The sequence below is a fragment of the Halomonas sp. HG01 genome, assembly GCF_000968715.2.
In the GTDB taxonomy this organism is placed as follows: Bacteria; Pseudomonadota; Gammaproteobacteria; order Pseudomonadales; family Halomonadaceae; genus Halomonas; species Halomonas halophila.
Genome location: NZ_CP022134.1, coordinates 942,340 through 955,625, shown reverse-complemented (window position 1 = coordinate 955,625; position 13,286 = coordinate 942,340). Strand labels below are relative to the sequence as shown.

The window sequence follows — 13,286 nt, the reverse complement described above, 5'->3', positions numbered from 1 at the left end:
ATGCAACAGAACATCGGTTTCACCCTTGCTCGACTGCCGCGCCTGTGGCGCGCGGTCATCGATCGTCGTCTGGCCCCCGAGGGGCTGACCCAGACACGCTGGGTCACGCTCTACCATCTGTGGCAGATGGGCGATGACCAGCCCCAATGCGACCTGGCGCGGACCATCGGGGTCGAGGCGCCGTCGCTGGTCCGCACCCTCGACCAGCTCGCCGAGCAGGGGCTGGTCAAACGCTGCCCCTGCGACAAGGACCGGCGCACCAAGCGCATCATGCTCACCGACGAGGCGATGCCGCTGCTCGAGCGCATCGACAACGTGGTCAGCGAGATCCGGGAAGAGATGCTGGCGGGCCTGTCCGACGAGGAGGTCGAACAGCTGGGCGACCTGCTGGGCCGCATCGAGGCCAACGGGCTGGCCATCCAGGCCCGGGAAGAAGGCTGACGCCGCTCCTCGTCCAGGCCCCGCCTCCGCCCTGGACGGACGATGCCCAGGCACCGCGCTAGCCGCGCGGTGGCCCAAGATCGGGCTGCCGTTCGGGGCGGTCCGGCCGCCCCGCGAGGCCATCGCGCAGCTCGTCCATGTCGGCGGCCATGGCCGCGAAGGCCTCCGTCCCCAGCGATTCATCCCACCACAGGATCAGCGCCTCGGCGCTCGACTCCACCGCTACCGCGTCCGCGGGAAGGCGTGCCAGCAGCGCCTCGAAACGGCCCCGCACGGCGGCCGGCAACGCATGCAGCGGTTCCTTGCGCCAGCGCCAGCCCTCGATGAAGGGCTTCAGGGCATCGCTGGCCTCGGCGTCGCGCAGCAGCAGGAAGTCGGGGCCTCGCCGACGGGGCGGATAGACCCAGCGATAGGCGGGACGCCGCCGGTCGTCCTGGTGAAGCGGCGACGGGTCGAGACGCACCTGGATCCCGGCCTGTCTGGCCGCCTCGCGCAGCGTCGTGGCGCGCTGCTCCCGGGGGCTCGGGCGAAGCCACATCGCCGGCGCGAACACCAGCCCGACGACGGCGGCAATGATCAACCAGACCATAAGCGTTTTCCGCTCCTCTCTTGATGCAAGTCGTTGTCTTGTCTCACCGTGCGTCCTAGAGTGGGAGGCAGCCACCTACCCTGGACCATCCGCCGGAGGCAATGCCATGAGCAACGAGTATCGTCACGTCCTGGTCGCCGTCGACCTGACCAAGGATTCCCACAAGGTGCTGGAGCGGGCGATGCAGATCGCCGACCGCAACGAGGCCAGGCTCTCCATCATGCATACCCTCGAGCCTCTCGGCTTCGCCTACGGCGGCGACATTCCCATGGATCTCACCAGCATTCAGGATCAGCTCGATGAGCACGCCAAGCAGCGCCTGTCCGAGATCGCCGATGCCCACGTGGCCAAGGAGAACCAGCACGTGGTGGTGGGCATGCCCGACACCGAGATCCACCGCTTCGCCGAGGAGCAGAACGTCGACCTGATCGTGGTCGGCTCCCACGGTCGCCACGGCTTCGCGCTGCTGCTGGGCTCCACCTCCACCGGCGTCCTGCATGGCGCCCAGTGCGACGTGCTGGCGGTGCGGGTCGGCAAGGACGGCGAATCCGAGGAGTAAGCCTCTCCGGTACATCGCACGATGCATACGAAAGGCGCCCCAGGGGCGCCTTTCTGCTTTAGCAGACACTCCACTGTGTTCGCTGGGCAGTGTCCAAGATTCGCGTCATGAGCGAAGATAGGTTGACCGCTGCCGGAGCGCAGAATCGAGCGAAGGTTCCGAGCCAACCGGAAGGCAGCCTGCCACATGAGGATTCCGATCGGACCGGCGCCCCGGTACCGCCGGCGGTCAAGATCGCCAGGTTTGTTCCCGACAAACCTATGCACTTCCCACATCCCTGTGGATCATCGAGCGCAATAGCGAATCCCTCAGGCTTCGCCGGCCGCCATCGCCTCCAACTCCATCCACCGCTCCATCGCGGTTTCGAGCGCTTCCTGCCGGTCGTTCAGCGCCTGCAGCGTCGCGGTGACCGTCTCGCTGTCCTGCTGGTAGAAGGCCGGATCGCCGACCTGCTCCTCGAAGTCGGCCACCGCCGCCTCCAGGCGCTCGATCTCCGCCGGCAGGCCGTCCAGCTCGCGCTGCAGCTTGTAGGACAGCTTGACGCGCTTCGGCGCGGCCTTGGCCGTCGCCTCGCTCTCGCTGGCCGATGCGGCCGGTTCGCTCGCCGCCGGGGCCTGCTCGGCGACCGGCTCCGCCGCCTGACGGGCCGCCCCCTCCCAGGGCGCCGGTGGCAGCTTGCCACCCTGGCGCACCCAGTCGTGGTAGCCGCCCACGTACTCGCGCACGCAGCCCTGGCCCTCGAAGGCCAGCACGCTGGTCACCACGTTGTCCATGAAGGCGCGGTCGTGGGACACCAGCAGCAGAGTGCCGTCGAAGTCGAGCAGCAGCTCCTCGAGCAGCTCCAGAGTCTCCACGTCCAGGTCGTTGGTCGGCTCGTCGAGCACCAGCACGTTGGCCGGCTGGGTGAACAGCTTGGCCAGCAGCAGGCGGTTGGACTCGCCGCCGGACAGCGCCTTGACCGGCTGGCGCACGCGCTCCGGGGTGAACAGGAAGTCCTGCAGGTAGCTCATCACATGGCGATCGCGGCCGCCCACGGTGAGCCGGTCGCTGCCCTGGGCGACGTTGTCGTAGACCGTCTTCTCCGGCTCGAGGCCGGCGCGCAGCTGGTCGAAGTAGGCCACCTGCAGCTTGGTGCCCATCCGCACCTGCCCCTCGCTGGGCTCGAGCTCGCCGAGCAGGATCTTGAGCAGGGTCGTCTTGCCGGCGCCGTTGCGGCCGATCAGGCCGATGCGGTCGCCGCGCTGAATCTCGAGGTTGAGGTCGCGAATGACCGCCTCGCCGTCGTAGTACTGGGTGACGTGAGACAGCTCCACCACCCGCTTGCCACTGCGCTCGCCGGTGTCCACCGAGAGGCTGGCGCGGCCCTGGCGCTCGCGACGCTCGCCGCGGTCGCGACGCATCTGCTGCAGGGCGCGCACGCGGCCCTCGTTGCGGGTCCGACGAGCCTTGATGCCCTGGCGGATCCACGCCTCTTCCTGGGCCAGCTTCTTGTCGAACTCGGCGTTCTCGCGGGCCTCGACCTCGAGTTCGTGGGTCTTCTGCTCCTGGTATTTGGCGTAGTCGCCGGGATAGCGCCCCAGGCGGCCGCGGTCGAGCTCGAGGATGTTGGTGGCCAGCCGCGACAGGAAGGCGCGGTCGTGGGTGATGAACAGCACCGCGCCGTTGAAGGCGGACAGCTGTTCCTCCAGCCAGGCGATGGTGTCCAGGTCCAGGTGGTTGGTGGGCTCGTCGAGCAGCAGCAGGTCGGGCTCGACCACCAGCGCCCGCGCCAGCGCCACGCGCCGCCGCCAGCCGCCGGAGAGGTCCGCCATGGCGGCATCCGCCGGCAGCCCCAGGCGCGTCAGCACCACGTCGATGCGCTGGTGGAAGGACCAGCCGTCGATGGCCTCGAGGCGGGTCTGTAGCTGGGCCATCCGCGTCATGTCGGGCTCGGCCTGCTGCACCAGATGGTGATACTCGGACAGCAGCTCGCCGGCCTCGGGCAGGCCCTGGGCGACCACGTCGAAGATGGTCTCGCCGGAGGCGGCGGGCAGGTCCTGGGCGAGCACGCCGATCTTGAGGCCGGGCGCGCGCCAGATGGTGCCGCCGTCGGGCAGGCTCTCGCCCGACACCAGCTTGAGCAGGGTCGACTTGCCGGTTCCGTTGCGGCCCACCAGCGCCAGACGCTCGCCCTTCTCCAGCACCAGATCGGCGCCGTCGAGAAGCACATGGGTGCCGTAGGCCAGTTGCAGCTGTTCCAGACGTAGCAGGGTCACGCATTCACCTCATCGTTCGATCAAGCCGCCAGTGTAACGCATGCCTGCCCCGACGTGGCCCCACCCCACCCTCCGCGGGTACAATGCGCGCCCGTTTCCCGCGCGCTAGACGAACCGCCCAGAGGAGAGCTTCGCCTTGGCCGACGCCACGCCCCCCTTCGACGACGTGCTGCCCGAGGCGCTGAGATTCCGTTCGCCGGCCCCGCTGGTGGACATCGGCGCCAACCTGACCCACGAGAGCTTCGCCCGCGACCTCGAGGCGACGATCCAGCGCGCTCGCGCCGCCGGCGTCGACACGCTGATCCTCACCGGCACCGACCGCGAGCACGCCGAGCAGGCCGTGACCCTGGCGCGCCGCTACCCGGGGCTGTATGCCACCGCCGGCGTGCATCCCCATGACGCCAGCCGCTGGAACGCCGAGCTCGAGGCCGCGATGCGCGAGCTCCACCGCCAGCCGGAGGTCGTGTCGGTGGGCGAATGCGGCCTGGACTTCAACCGCAACTTCTCGACGCCGGCCGAGCAGCAGCACGCCTTCGAGGCGCAGCTTACGCTGGCCGCCGAGAGCGGCCTGCCGCTGTTCCTCCACGAGCGCGACGCCGGGCCGCGCATGCGCGAGATGCTGCACGCCTGGCGCGACGACATCTCGAAGGCGGTGGTGCACTGCTTCACCGCCGACCGCGACACCCTTTACGGCTACCTGGACCTCGACCTGCACATCGGCCTGACCGGCTGGCTGTGCGACGAGCGCCGCGGCCATCACCTGCGCGAGCTGGTGGGGGCGATTCCCGCCGAGCGGCTGATGGTGGAAACCGACTGCCCCTACCTGCTGCCGCGCAATTTACCTGCCAAACTCAAGGGCAGACGCCACGAGCCGGCGCTGCTGCCCTGGATCGTGCGCGAGATCGCCCACTGGCGCGGCGACACGGAAGCCGACCTGGCCCGCATCACCACCGCCACCGCCCGGGCCTTCTTCGGCCTCGACGAGCCTGCCCGCGAGGAGGGGCAACAGAATGGATGATCTGCCTGCGTTCATCGCCATCGAGACCGGCGACGACGGCGACCTGCCGCTGTCCATCGCCTGGACCCTGCCCGATGGCCGCGTCAAGCACACCCTGATCCAGCCCGACGACGAGTGGCTGGACGACGAGCTGGTCTCGCTGGGCGCCTACAGCCTGGAGGAGCTCTCCAGCATGGGCGTGAGCCCGCTGGACGTGATCCGCGAGCTGGAGACCGACCACTTCAACGCCACCCTCTACACCGCCGGCGTCGGCGACGACGAGGCGGCGCTGTCGCGGCTGTTCGAGACCTACGGGCTGGACCCGTTCGTCGAGCTGGCCCCGGCCGAGAGCCTCTATGCCGAGCTGGCGCCCGGCGACTGGTCCCGCGCCCGCGGCGAGCTGTTCGGCGAGCTGGGGCTCGAACCGCTGCGCCCCGAGGAGGAGATCCAGGTGATGCTGACGCTGCATCAGCGGCTCGGCAACGCCGAGCTCTGAGACAGCGACGAGACCGTCAGGCGGGCTCGGCGGCGGGCGCCTCACGGCGTTCGAGACACGCCCGGCCCGCCACCAGCGCCGCCTCGAGCGGCGCGCCCTCGCCTCTCTCTCGGCCCTGGCCGTAGAAGACCGCCAGCGCGGTGCGGAAGGCCTCGGCCCGGGCCGGCAGGCCTTCCCGCTCGTAGCGCGCCGCCCGCGCCGCGACCCGCTCGGCGAAGCCTTCCCGGTCGACCTCCACCTCGCCCAGGTTGTCCACGCTGACCTGGAAGCGATGGCCGCAGGCGGCGGCGAACAGACTCTCCAGCGCCTGGGGCGCTACCTCCACCGCCTCGAAGTCGCGCTGCTGGTCGGCGTCGCGGCCGTCGGGCAGGTACCAGTAGCCGTAGTCCTCGAGCTTGCGGCGCCGCGCGCCGGCGATGCACCAGTGGCTGATCTCGTGCAGCGCGCTGGCGTAGAAGCCGCGGGCGAAGATCACCCGATGCCAGGGCGTCTCGGCATCGGCGGGCAGGTACAGCGGCTCGTCGCCGCCGCGCACCAGGCGGGTGTTGCAGGCGGGCAGGAAGAGGCCGTCGAACAGGGCGATGACATCCTCGAGGCGGTGGCTCACGCGGGCTCCGGCGGGTCGTGAATGGGCGGCACAGTATAGCGAGGCCGGCCCGGCGGCGAAAACCGCCAGGTCAGGTGCCTGCCATGCTCCGTGCGCTTCGCCTTCACCCATCTCTCGCGGCCGCCATTTCCCCTCATGCGACCCGGTCGACCGGCGGGATGTTGTGGTTCAACCGAAACAGGTTGCCGGGGTCGACGCGGGCCTTGAGGCGGGCCAGACGGTCGTAGTGCTGGCGATAGTTGTCGGCGACCCGATGGCCGTCGTCGTCGGCCATGAAGTTCACGTAGCCGCCGCCGTCGGTGTAGGGCCGCAGGGCACGATAGTAGTCCCGCCCCCAGGCGATGTTGCGCTCGCTGTCTGCGGGGTCGGACCAGCTCGGGCCCAGTGCCGTGGCGAAGCCGGCATCGCGATAGGCGAAGGCGGTGGCCCCGGCCTCGACCCGGCCGCTGGCCCCGTCGAGGGGGAACAGCAGGGTCGCCGTTTCCGCGCTGGGCAGCCGGGCCCCGAAGTCCAGGTGCACCGCGATCGCCTCGTCCGTGGGCGGCCCGGAGAAGCAGCCCTTCCAGTAATGATGCAGCCCCGGCGGCAGCAGCTCGTCGAACAGGGTGTTGATGGTCGGGTACGGCATGCGCCGCAGCGCCTGCCCCTGAATCTCGCCGAGGTCGGCCAGCCACTCGCCGATCCGGGCATCGTCCTGTTCCGGCCCGCTCCAGCAGCTCAGCACCGCCGCCATCGGCCGACCGTGCCAGGCCTCGGGCAGAAACGGCAGCGGCGGCCCCGGCGTGATGGCCAGCAGCGCGCCCAGGGCCTCGGGTGCCTCACAGATCCGCTCCCGGTAGCGGCGGATCACCTCACCGTCGAGCGGATAGAAGGTCGGGCCACCGAGGATGTCCGGGACCTCGTGCAGGCGATACTCGAAGGCCGTCACCACGCCGAAGTTGCCGCCGCCGCCGCGCAGCGCCCAGAACAGCTCGGCATGGGCGTCCTCGCGGCAAGTCAGGCATGCGCCGTCCGCGGTGACGACATCGGCGGCGATCAGGTTGTCGCAGGCGAGGCCGAAGCGCCGGTTCAGATAGCCGAGCCCGCCACCCAGCGTCAGCCCGGCGATGCCGGTGGTGGACACGATGCCGCCCGGCGTCGCCAAGCCGAAGGCCGCCGCGGCCCGGTTGAGATCGGCCCAGGTCGCACCACCGCCGGCGCGCAGGGTGCGCGCCTCGGGATCGACCCGGCAATCGTTCAGGCCGCCGAGGTCGAGCACCAGGCCTTCGTCGCAGGTGCCGTAGCCCGCCACGCTGTGCCCGCCGCCGCGCACCGCCAGCGCCAGCCCCGTGCTCCGGGCGGCCTCGAGGGTGGCCGTCACGTCGGCGGTGTCCGCCGCCTGGACGATCAGCGCCGGGTGACGGTCGTGCTGCGCATTATAGACCCTACGCGCCGCGTCATACTCGGGATGATCCGGGCGTGTCAGGCGCCCGTGGAGGCGTGAAACCAGCGCCCGGACGGCCGCCTCGGCCCGCTCCGGTTCGCCCCGCCCCGTGGCATCGATATCGTGATCGTTCATCTCGCACCTCCCGGCGACTCGCGCCTGCGCTGGATCACGACGGCCGCCGTCGCGGCCTCCTTCTCTAGGTATAGCGCCGATTCACCGCCGCGGCATGACGCGCCCGGCACGCCACGGCGGCGAGGCGCCGAGGGGGCTGCTAGACTAGCGCGCTCTCCCCGATTGCATGGAGCACGGGGGCCGACCTTTCCATGGAGCATGATTCTTGGCCCAGTTCATTCCTCGGCTGCTCGCCACCACACGCACGGAAACCCGCCCGCTGATTCGCCTGGCGCTGCCGATCTGCGGCGCCCAGCTCGCCCAGGCCGCCATGAGCACGGTGGACGTGATGATGACCGGGCGGCTCAGCGCCACCGACCTGGCCGCCGTCTCGGTGGGTTCCAGCCTGTGGATGCCGCTGATGCTGCTGATGACCGGCACCCTCATGGGCCTGACCCCGGTGGTAGCGCAGCTGCTCGGCGCCGAACGCCGGGACGGCATTCGCCCGCAGGTGCACCAGGCGCTGTGGATCGGCCTGGTGATGGGCGTGATCGCGGCGGTACTCCTGTGGACGGCGGTGATGCCGGTATTTCACCTGATGGAGGTGCCCGAGGCGGTGGCCGAGCGCGCCGCGGGCTATCTGGGCGCCGTGGCCCTGGGGCTGCCGGCGGTGGGGCTGTTCATGGCGTTACGCGCCTTCTCCGACGGCATGAACCATACCCGCCCGGCGCTGTGGATCAGCCTGCTGGGGCTCGCCGTCAACGTGCCCAGCAACTACCTGCTGATCTACGGTGGCCCGGGGCTCGAAGCCCTGCTGGGCGGCTGGCTGCCGGCACCGATCACGGCCCTGCCGGCACTGGGGGCGGTGGGCTGCGGCATCGCCACCGCGCTGTCGATGTGGGTGATGTGCCTGGCCATGGTCGCCTACACCCGGCGCAGCCGAGCCTATGGCGACGTCGAGCTGTGGCACTCGCCGACGCCACCGCGGTGGCGGTCGATCCTGGAGCTGCTCTACGTGGGCGTGCCGATCGGCCTGGCGATCTTCATGGAGGTGACGCTGTTCACGCTGATCGCGCTGTTCATCGCCAGCCTCGGCGAGGTTGTGGTGGCGGCGCACCAGGTGGCCCTGAACTACACCGGCCTGCTGTTCATGCTGCCGCTGTCGCTGGGCATGGCATTGACGGTGCGGGTCGGCAACGTGCTGGGCCAGGGACGTCCCGAGGCCGCGCGCCTGGTGGCATGGAATGGCATGCTGATCGCCCTCGCGGTGGCGCTGTTCAACTGTCTGCTGCTGTGGTTCACCGCCGAGCCGGTGATCGGCCTCTACACCCACGACCCGGCCGTCGCGCGGCTGACCCTGTCGCTGGTGGGCCTGGCCATGATCTACCAGATCTCGGACTCGCTGCAGGCCAACCTGGCCGGCGCGCTGCGTGGCTACAAGGACACCAGGATCATCATGGTGATCACCCTGATCGCCTTCTGGCTGGTCGGCCTCGGCGGCGGCCACTGGCTCGGCGACCATGGCCTGTTCGGCCTGGTGGAGCCGCTCGGGGTCTATGGTTACTGGATCGGGCTGGTGGCCGGGCTGACGGTCGCCGCCCTGCTGCTGGGCGAACGCCTGAGACGACGGAGCAAGGCAGTCATCGATGAGGATTCCACGCCCCGACCGGCCTAGCCTCGGCGCGCTGCTGATCGGCCTTGTGGCCCTCGCCGGCTGCGGCGAAGGGCCCGCCGAGACGCGGCTCGCCGACTACCAGCGGGGGCTGGCCGAGTCGCTCGATCTGCCCGCGCCGGAGCGCACCGCGCCCGACAATATCGGCGACTTCCCCGGCCCCGAGGCGCGATTGTTCGAGATCCCCGAGACCCGCGAGGGGATGCTCGACGTCTTCGCCCTGCGCGGCTGCCATATCGCTAACCTGGTCGCCGAACGCAACAACCAGCTGGGCAAGGTGGCCGCGCCCAGCCAGCGCTGGCTCTACGAGCTGGCTCTGTGGCGCCGCCTGAGCGGCTGCTGGAACACCGAGGTGCCACAAACGCTCGGCGACGACCACCGGGCCCGGCTGGAGCGGCTCACCCGGCTCAAGACCGGGCAGCTGCCCCGGGCCAGCTGGAACGCCCTGTTCGCCTCGGAGGAGTGGATCGACAGTTTCTCCCGGGCCAGCTCGCCGCTGCCGCCGGAGTCTCTGGACGAGGTCGATGCCCAGCTGCCGGCACTTGCCTACCTGCGCGAGACCACCCTGCACCAGTTCGATCGCGACTGGGTGCCGGATTCCGCCACCCTGGAAGGGCATCTCAAAACGCTGCGTGACCGGCCGTTGACCGCCGAGCTGCTGCGCGCCCTGATGCTCGCGGAACGACGCCTGACGGAAGGCTCCGACCTGCTGGAGACGGCACTGGCCGACGACCACTGCCCTGCCCCGGCGGCCGGTGCCTTCGAGGCATCGATGCCTCCTTCCCTGACGAGCTGGCTCGATAGCCTGACGCAGGCCTCCCGACACTGGCTCACGGCCATTCAACGCCTGCTGGAGGCCCAGAAGGTGGCGCCACGCCCGGCCATCGAACGCTACCGGGAGCGCTGGCTATCGCGGGAAACGCCCGGAGCGCCCTGGCCCGCCCTCCAGGCGGCTCGCCGGCATCACCAGGCGCTGCGCGCCGAGCTGGCACGACGCTGCCGCTGACCACCGGGGCTTAACCTCGGTCATCGGTCTGTGCTATTGATGGGATGACAGTGACGTCGTGCGCTGCCGACCGGCCCGAGGGCCAATGCCGTGATCAAGCCGCCGCTGGAGGGACTTCATGGGTATCCCGCTGTCATCTCGCCCCGCCCGGGTCATCGACCTGGAGACCATGCGCCAACGCCAGCAGGCTCGCAAACGCCTGATTCGTCTCGCGCCCGAGCTCGATGGCCTGGAGATGGTGTATCAACTGCCCGACGAACCCGAGGCCTACTACGGCATGCCCCTGCTCGCCTGGGGACTGCGTGACGACGGAGACGTCGTCGGCCTCGTGCCCTGGATGGAGCGCCTGACGCCCTGCCAGGCGCTCGACGACCCGGAACATGGCCACTTCATCGGCTACCGGGATCCGGAAACCGAAGAGCTGTTCGAGCTGCCGCCGGAGCACAAGGTGCTGGAGCTCGAGCAGGCCGCCGCCTACTTCGACTATGAAGAAACCGAATCACCGACGCTGATCCAGCAGCTGCCCGAGACCCAGGGCACCCATGCCCTGTGCATGGACGAGGGCGACACGCCCTGGCAGCTCAAGCAGGTGTTCGGCTGGCGACTCTACAGCGACGGCGCCGTGGAGGCCCTGCTGGCCGACGAACGCTACGTCGAGACGACCCCGATCCTGCCGGGCGATGCCTGTCTGTATCCCGGCCACAGCCGCCATCAGGTGGTCTACTTCTTCCAACGTCAGATCGCCAATCGCATCCGGCGCGAGGATCCGGAGACGCTGGAAGCCCTGGCGCTGATGGTGATGCCCGACACGCCGGAGCGCGGCGACGAGACGTGAGGGCAGCGTCGGGGCCCGATCCGAACGATCAGCCCAGGCGGATGTAGTAGAGGTAGTGGCCGTCGCGCTCTTCCTGGGCCAGCAGCTCGTGGCCCAGGAAGCTGCAGAACTTGGGTACGTCCCGGGTGGTTGCCGGATCGCTGGCCACCACCTTGAGCACCTCGCCCGACGCCATGTCCCGCACCTTGTTGTGCATCAGCATGATGGGCTCGGGGCAGTAGAGCCCGGTGGTGTCCAGTTCGGCCTGGCAGGTTGGCAGGGAGTCCGGGGAATCAACCATCGATGACCTCGCCTCGTAATACGGAATGAAAGGGAGAATAGCGGGATGATCAAGATCATTATCGAGCGCCGTATCATGCCCGGGCTGGAGGAAGAATACGAGCAGGTCGCCCGCGAAGCCATGCGTCAGGTGCTCGGGGCCCCGGGCTTCGGCGGCGGCGAAAGCCTGGTCGAGATGGGGCATGAGGACAGGCGTATGGTGATCACCAAGTGGCGCGACCTGCGCGCCTGGCAGGAGTGGCGCGACAGCGAACAGCGCGCCCGGGTCATGCAGGACCTCTACCCGCTGCTCACCGAGGAGGAACGCATTCGCCTCTATACCCTCAGCTACTGACGCCTCAGTTGAGCAGCCGGACGTGGACCGTCACCTCTTCGCGATCGTGATAGAGGTGTCGGCACGCGATCTCGGCGTGCACCCCTGCCTCCGCCAGTGAGCGATCGAGACGGGCCAGTCCCTCCGACACCGCCTCCCAGCGCCGCTTCATCGGCAGCTTCAGGTTGAACACCGCCTCGCGACACCAGCGCTTCACCAGCCAGCGCTCGAACATGTCGATCACCCTCGCCGGTTTGTCGACGATGTCACAGACCAGCCAGTCCAGACGCATCGGCGGGGCCCAGACGAAACCGTCCTCGCGCAGGTGCTCGACCAGTCCGGTCGCCATCAGACCGCGGTCCATGGGGCCGTTGTCGATGGCATAGACCTGCATGCCGCGCTGCACCAGCTGCCAGGTCCAGCCGCCCGGTGCCGCGCCGAGATCCGCCGCCTGCATGCCCTCGGCCAGGCGCGTCTCCCACTGGTCCCGCGGCACGAATTCGTGCCAGGCCTCCTCGAGCTTGAGGGTCGAGCGGCTGGGCGCATCGTGGGGAAAGCGCAGGCGGCGGATGCCACCCGGCTGCTCGCTGCGGTTACCGGGGAAGCTCATGCCCAGCTGGACCCGGTCGCCGTCGGTCCACAGCAGATGCAAGCGTCGACCGCCCGCCTTGCGGCGCAAGGCGCCACGCTTCTTGAGGATCGATTCCAGCGGACGCTGAAGCGCCTTGATCAGCCCGGCCAGCGCCTTGGCGTCGTTGGTGTCCGGCGTTTCCTGCCACAGCGACTCGAAGTTCCAGCCGCTGGCCACCACCTGCTCGACGATCGGCGAGAGGCGATCTTCCCGGGACAGCCCCTCCAGCGGCGCCAGGGCGACCAGGCTCTGCCGGGCGAAGACCAGCGACGCCAGTGGCAGATCGCGATGCAGGGCGTTGGCGGGACGTTCGTCGGTCAGCACGAAGCGGACATGGCCGGACTGGGGCTGGGCCAGGGGGTAGCCCTGCCAGCCGAGGGCGGCCGCCTTGATGGCGATCTCGGCGGCCAGGTCGGACTCGAAGCCGGGGCGGCAATAGAACAGCAGCTGCTGGGGGATCATGGGGCCTCCTGTGAAGGCCCGACAGTCTAGCCGGGCCCCTGCTGGACTCACAAGTCGCGCGGCGTATCGTCGCTGTCGTCACGCTCGCCGGCCGCGCCGGAGGCGCGATGACGATTGAGGACTTCCAGGTCCTGGAGCTGAACGTTCAAGGCGTTGGTCGAGATCTTCACCTCCCACAGGGAGAAGCACAACGAGACCGAGAGCGTGATCAGGCTGATGCCGAACAGCACCATGCCCAGCAGGGTGAGCGACAGGAACAGCGCGAACATCGACAGTGTGCACAGCAGGAAACTCGACACCCCTGCCATCTGCATGCGTTTGGTCAGGGTGATGCGCTTGCGCAGCATCAGGATCTGACGGGCGGCCACCTCATGGTGGGTATCCCGATCCTCCTCGGCGAGCTTGCGAATCAGCTGTGCCAGGGTCAGGAAGCGATTGGTATAGGCCAGCAGCAGCAGGGAAATGGCCGGAAACAGCAGGGCCGGTGTGGTCAGCGTCAAGAAACGAACTCCATCATTATTAGACTTTAGTCGCATTATACGGCATCCAGGGCGCATGGCCGACCCCTGAAAGCGAATCGGCCCCCGAGCGATGATGCGCGGGGGCC

At 69.2% G+C, this 13,286-nt stretch carries 15 protein-coding genes; 8 read left to right on the top strand and 7 right to left on the bottom strand.

The window, feature by feature from the left end; translation table 11 throughout:
• Entirely contained in the window at positions 1-441 is a 441-nt protein-coding gene (gene slyA / locus UN84_RS04370) for a transcriptional regulator SlyA (protein WP_035595941.1), read from the top strand.
• Between the two features lie 58 nt (positions 442-499).
• Here the strand turns inward: slyA and UN84_RS04365 are convergent, their stop codons facing one another.
• Positions 500-1,030, bottom strand: a complete 531-nt coding sequence (locus tag UN84_RS04365; RefSeq protein WP_107181006.1) for a preprotein translocase subunit YajC — start codon at positions 1,028-1,030, stop codon at positions 500-502.
• Positions 1,031-1,136: 106 nt separating this feature from the next.
• Between UN84_RS04365 and UN84_RS04360 the strand changes: the two genes are divergently transcribed.
• The gene (locus UN84_RS04360; protein ID WP_046077832.1) at positions 1,137-1,589 is read left to right on the top strand and encodes a universal stress protein; all 453 of its coding nucleotides are present in this window, start codon (positions 1,137-1,139) and stop codon (positions 1,587-1,589) included.
• Between the two features lie 308 nt (positions 1,590-1,897).
• Here UN84_RS04360 and UN84_RS04355 read toward each other — a convergent pair whose 3' ends face one another.
• Positions 1,898-3,844 carry an ATP-binding cassette domain-containing protein gene (locus UN84_RS04355; protein WP_046077831.1) on the bottom strand — a complete coding sequence of 649 codons (1,947 nt, stop codon included), beginning with the start codon at positions 3,842-3,844 and terminating at the stop codon, positions 1,898-1,900.
• Between the two features lie 136 nt (positions 3,845-3,980).
• On the opposite strand from UN84_RS04355, the gene UN84_RS04350 reads away from it, so the two are divergent.
• Both UN84_RS04350 and UN84_RS04345 read left to right on the top strand, forming a co-directional pair.
• Positions 3,981-4,862: a TatD family hydrolase gene (locus tag UN84_RS04350; RefSeq protein WP_046077830.1), complete on the top strand. Its 882-nt coding sequence runs from the start codon at positions 3,981-3,983 to the stop codon at positions 4,860-4,862.
• Positions 4,855-5,337: a hypothetical protein gene (locus tag UN84_RS04345; RefSeq protein ID WP_035593054.1), complete on the top strand. Its 483-nt coding sequence runs from the start codon at positions 4,855-4,857 to the stop codon at positions 5,335-5,337. The genes UN84_RS04350 and UN84_RS04345 overlap by 8 nt, the downstream gene beginning before the upstream one ends.
• 16 nt (positions 5,338-5,353) lie before the next feature.
• Here UN84_RS04345 and UN84_RS04340 read toward each other — a convergent pair whose 3' ends face one another.
• On the bottom strand, positions 5,354-5,944 hold the full coding sequence (locus UN84_RS04340) for an elongation factor P hydroxylase (protein ID WP_046077829.1): 591 nt from the start codon (positions 5,942-5,944) through the stop codon (positions 5,354-5,356).
• 133 nt (positions 5,945-6,077) lie between these two features.
• Positions 6,078-7,502: an FAD-binding oxidoreductase gene (locus UN84_RS04335; protein WP_082090797.1), complete on the bottom strand. Its 1,425-nt coding sequence runs from the start codon at positions 7,500-7,502 to the stop codon at positions 6,078-6,080.
• A 205-nt stretch (positions 7,503-7,707) separates the two neighbouring features.
• Here UN84_RS04335 and UN84_RS04330 point away from each other — a divergent pair, with 205 nt between their 5' ends.
• The 3 genes from UN84_RS04330 to UN84_RS04320 all read left to right on the top strand — a co-directional run bounded on the left by UN84_RS04330 (position 7,708) and on the right by UN84_RS04320 (position 10,994).
• Positions 7,708-9,156, top strand: coding sequence for an MATE family efflux transporter (locus UN84_RS04330; protein WP_046077828.1), 1,449 nt, complete (start codon positions 7,708-7,710; stop codon positions 9,154-9,156).
• Entirely contained in the window at positions 9,128-10,159 is a 1,032-nt protein-coding gene (locus UN84_RS04325) for a DUF3080 family protein (protein WP_046077827.1), read from the top strand. Before UN84_RS04330 ends, UN84_RS04325 begins: the two co-directional genes overlap by 29 nt.
• A gap of 118 nt (positions 10,160-10,277) precedes the next feature.
• Positions 10,278-10,994, top strand: coding sequence for a hypothetical protein (locus UN84_RS04320; RefSeq protein ID WP_046077826.1), 717 nt, complete (start codon positions 10,278-10,280; stop codon positions 10,992-10,994).
• Positions 10,995-11,022: 28 nt separating this feature from the next.
• Here UN84_RS04320 and tusA read toward each other — a convergent pair whose 3' ends face one another.
• Positions 11,023-11,274, bottom strand: coding sequence for a sulfurtransferase TusA (tusA, locus tag UN84_RS04315; protein WP_035593066.1), 252 nt, complete (start codon positions 11,272-11,274; stop codon positions 11,023-11,025).
• A 45-nt stretch (positions 11,275-11,319) separates the two neighbouring features.
• Here tusA and UN84_RS04310 point away from each other — a divergent pair, with 45 nt between their 5' ends.
• Positions 11,320-11,607 carry an antibiotic biosynthesis monooxygenase family protein gene (locus tag UN84_RS04310; RefSeq protein WP_035593068.1) on the top strand — a complete coding sequence of 96 codons (288 nt, stop codon included), beginning with the start codon at positions 11,320-11,322 and terminating at the stop codon, positions 11,605-11,607.
• 4 nt (positions 11,608-11,611) lie between these two features.
• Here the strand turns inward: UN84_RS04310 and rlmM are convergent, their stop codons facing one another.
• Both rlmM and UN84_RS04300 read right to left on the bottom strand, forming a co-directional pair.
• Positions 11,612-12,679 carry a 23S rRNA (cytidine(2498)-2'-O)-methyltransferase RlmM gene (rlmM, locus tag UN84_RS04305; protein WP_046077825.1) on the bottom strand — a complete coding sequence of 356 codons (1,068 nt, stop codon included), beginning with the start codon at positions 12,677-12,679 and terminating at the stop codon, positions 11,612-11,614.
• 47 nt (positions 12,680-12,726) lie between these two features.
• The gene (locus UN84_RS04300; protein WP_046077824.1) at positions 12,727-13,179 is read right to left on the bottom strand and encodes a DUF2721 domain-containing protein; all 453 of its coding nucleotides are present in this window, start codon (positions 13,177-13,179) and stop codon (positions 12,727-12,729) included.
• Positions 13,180-13,286: the final 107 nt, after the last annotated feature.

Excerpts from the sequence above, each read along its gene's own strand:
- slyA (WP_035595941.1), top strand. The coding sequence starts at position 1 with ATGCAACAGAACATCGGTTTCACCCTTGCTCGACTGCCGCGCCTGTGG.
- UN84_RS04365 (WP_107181006.1), bottom strand. The coding sequence starts at position 1,030 with ATGGTCTGGTTGATCATTGCCGCCGTCGTCGGGCTGGTGTTCGCGCCG.
- UN84_RS04360 (WP_046077832.1), top strand. The coding sequence starts at position 1,137 with ATGAGCAACGAGTATCGTCACGTCCTGGTCGCCGTCGACCTGACCAAG.
- UN84_RS04345 (WP_035593054.1), top strand. The coding sequence starts at position 4,855 with ATGGATGATCTGCCTGCGTTCATCGCCATCGAGACCGGCGACGACGGC.
- UN84_RS04335 (WP_082090797.1), bottom strand. The coding sequence starts at position 7,502 with ATGAACGATCACGATATCGATGCCACGGGGCGGGGCGAACCGGAGCGG.
- UN84_RS04325 (WP_046077827.1), top strand. The coding sequence starts at position 9,128 with ATGAGGATTCCACGCCCCGACCGGCCTAGCCTCGGCGCGCTGCTGATC.
- UN84_RS04320 (WP_046077826.1), top strand. The coding sequence starts at position 10,278 with ATGGGTATCCCGCTGTCATCTCGCCCCGCCCGGGTCATCGACCTGGAG.
- tusA (WP_035593066.1), bottom strand. The coding sequence starts at position 11,274 with ATGGTTGATTCCCCGGACTCCCTGCCAACCTGCCAGGCCGAACTGGAC.
- UN84_RS04310 (WP_035593068.1), top strand. The coding sequence starts at position 11,320 with ATGATCAAGATCATTATCGAGCGCCGTATCATGCCCGGGCTGGAGGAA.
- rlmM (WP_046077825.1), bottom strand. The coding sequence starts at position 12,679 with ATGATCCCCCAGCAGCTGCTGTTCTATTGCCGCCCCGGCTTCGAGTCC.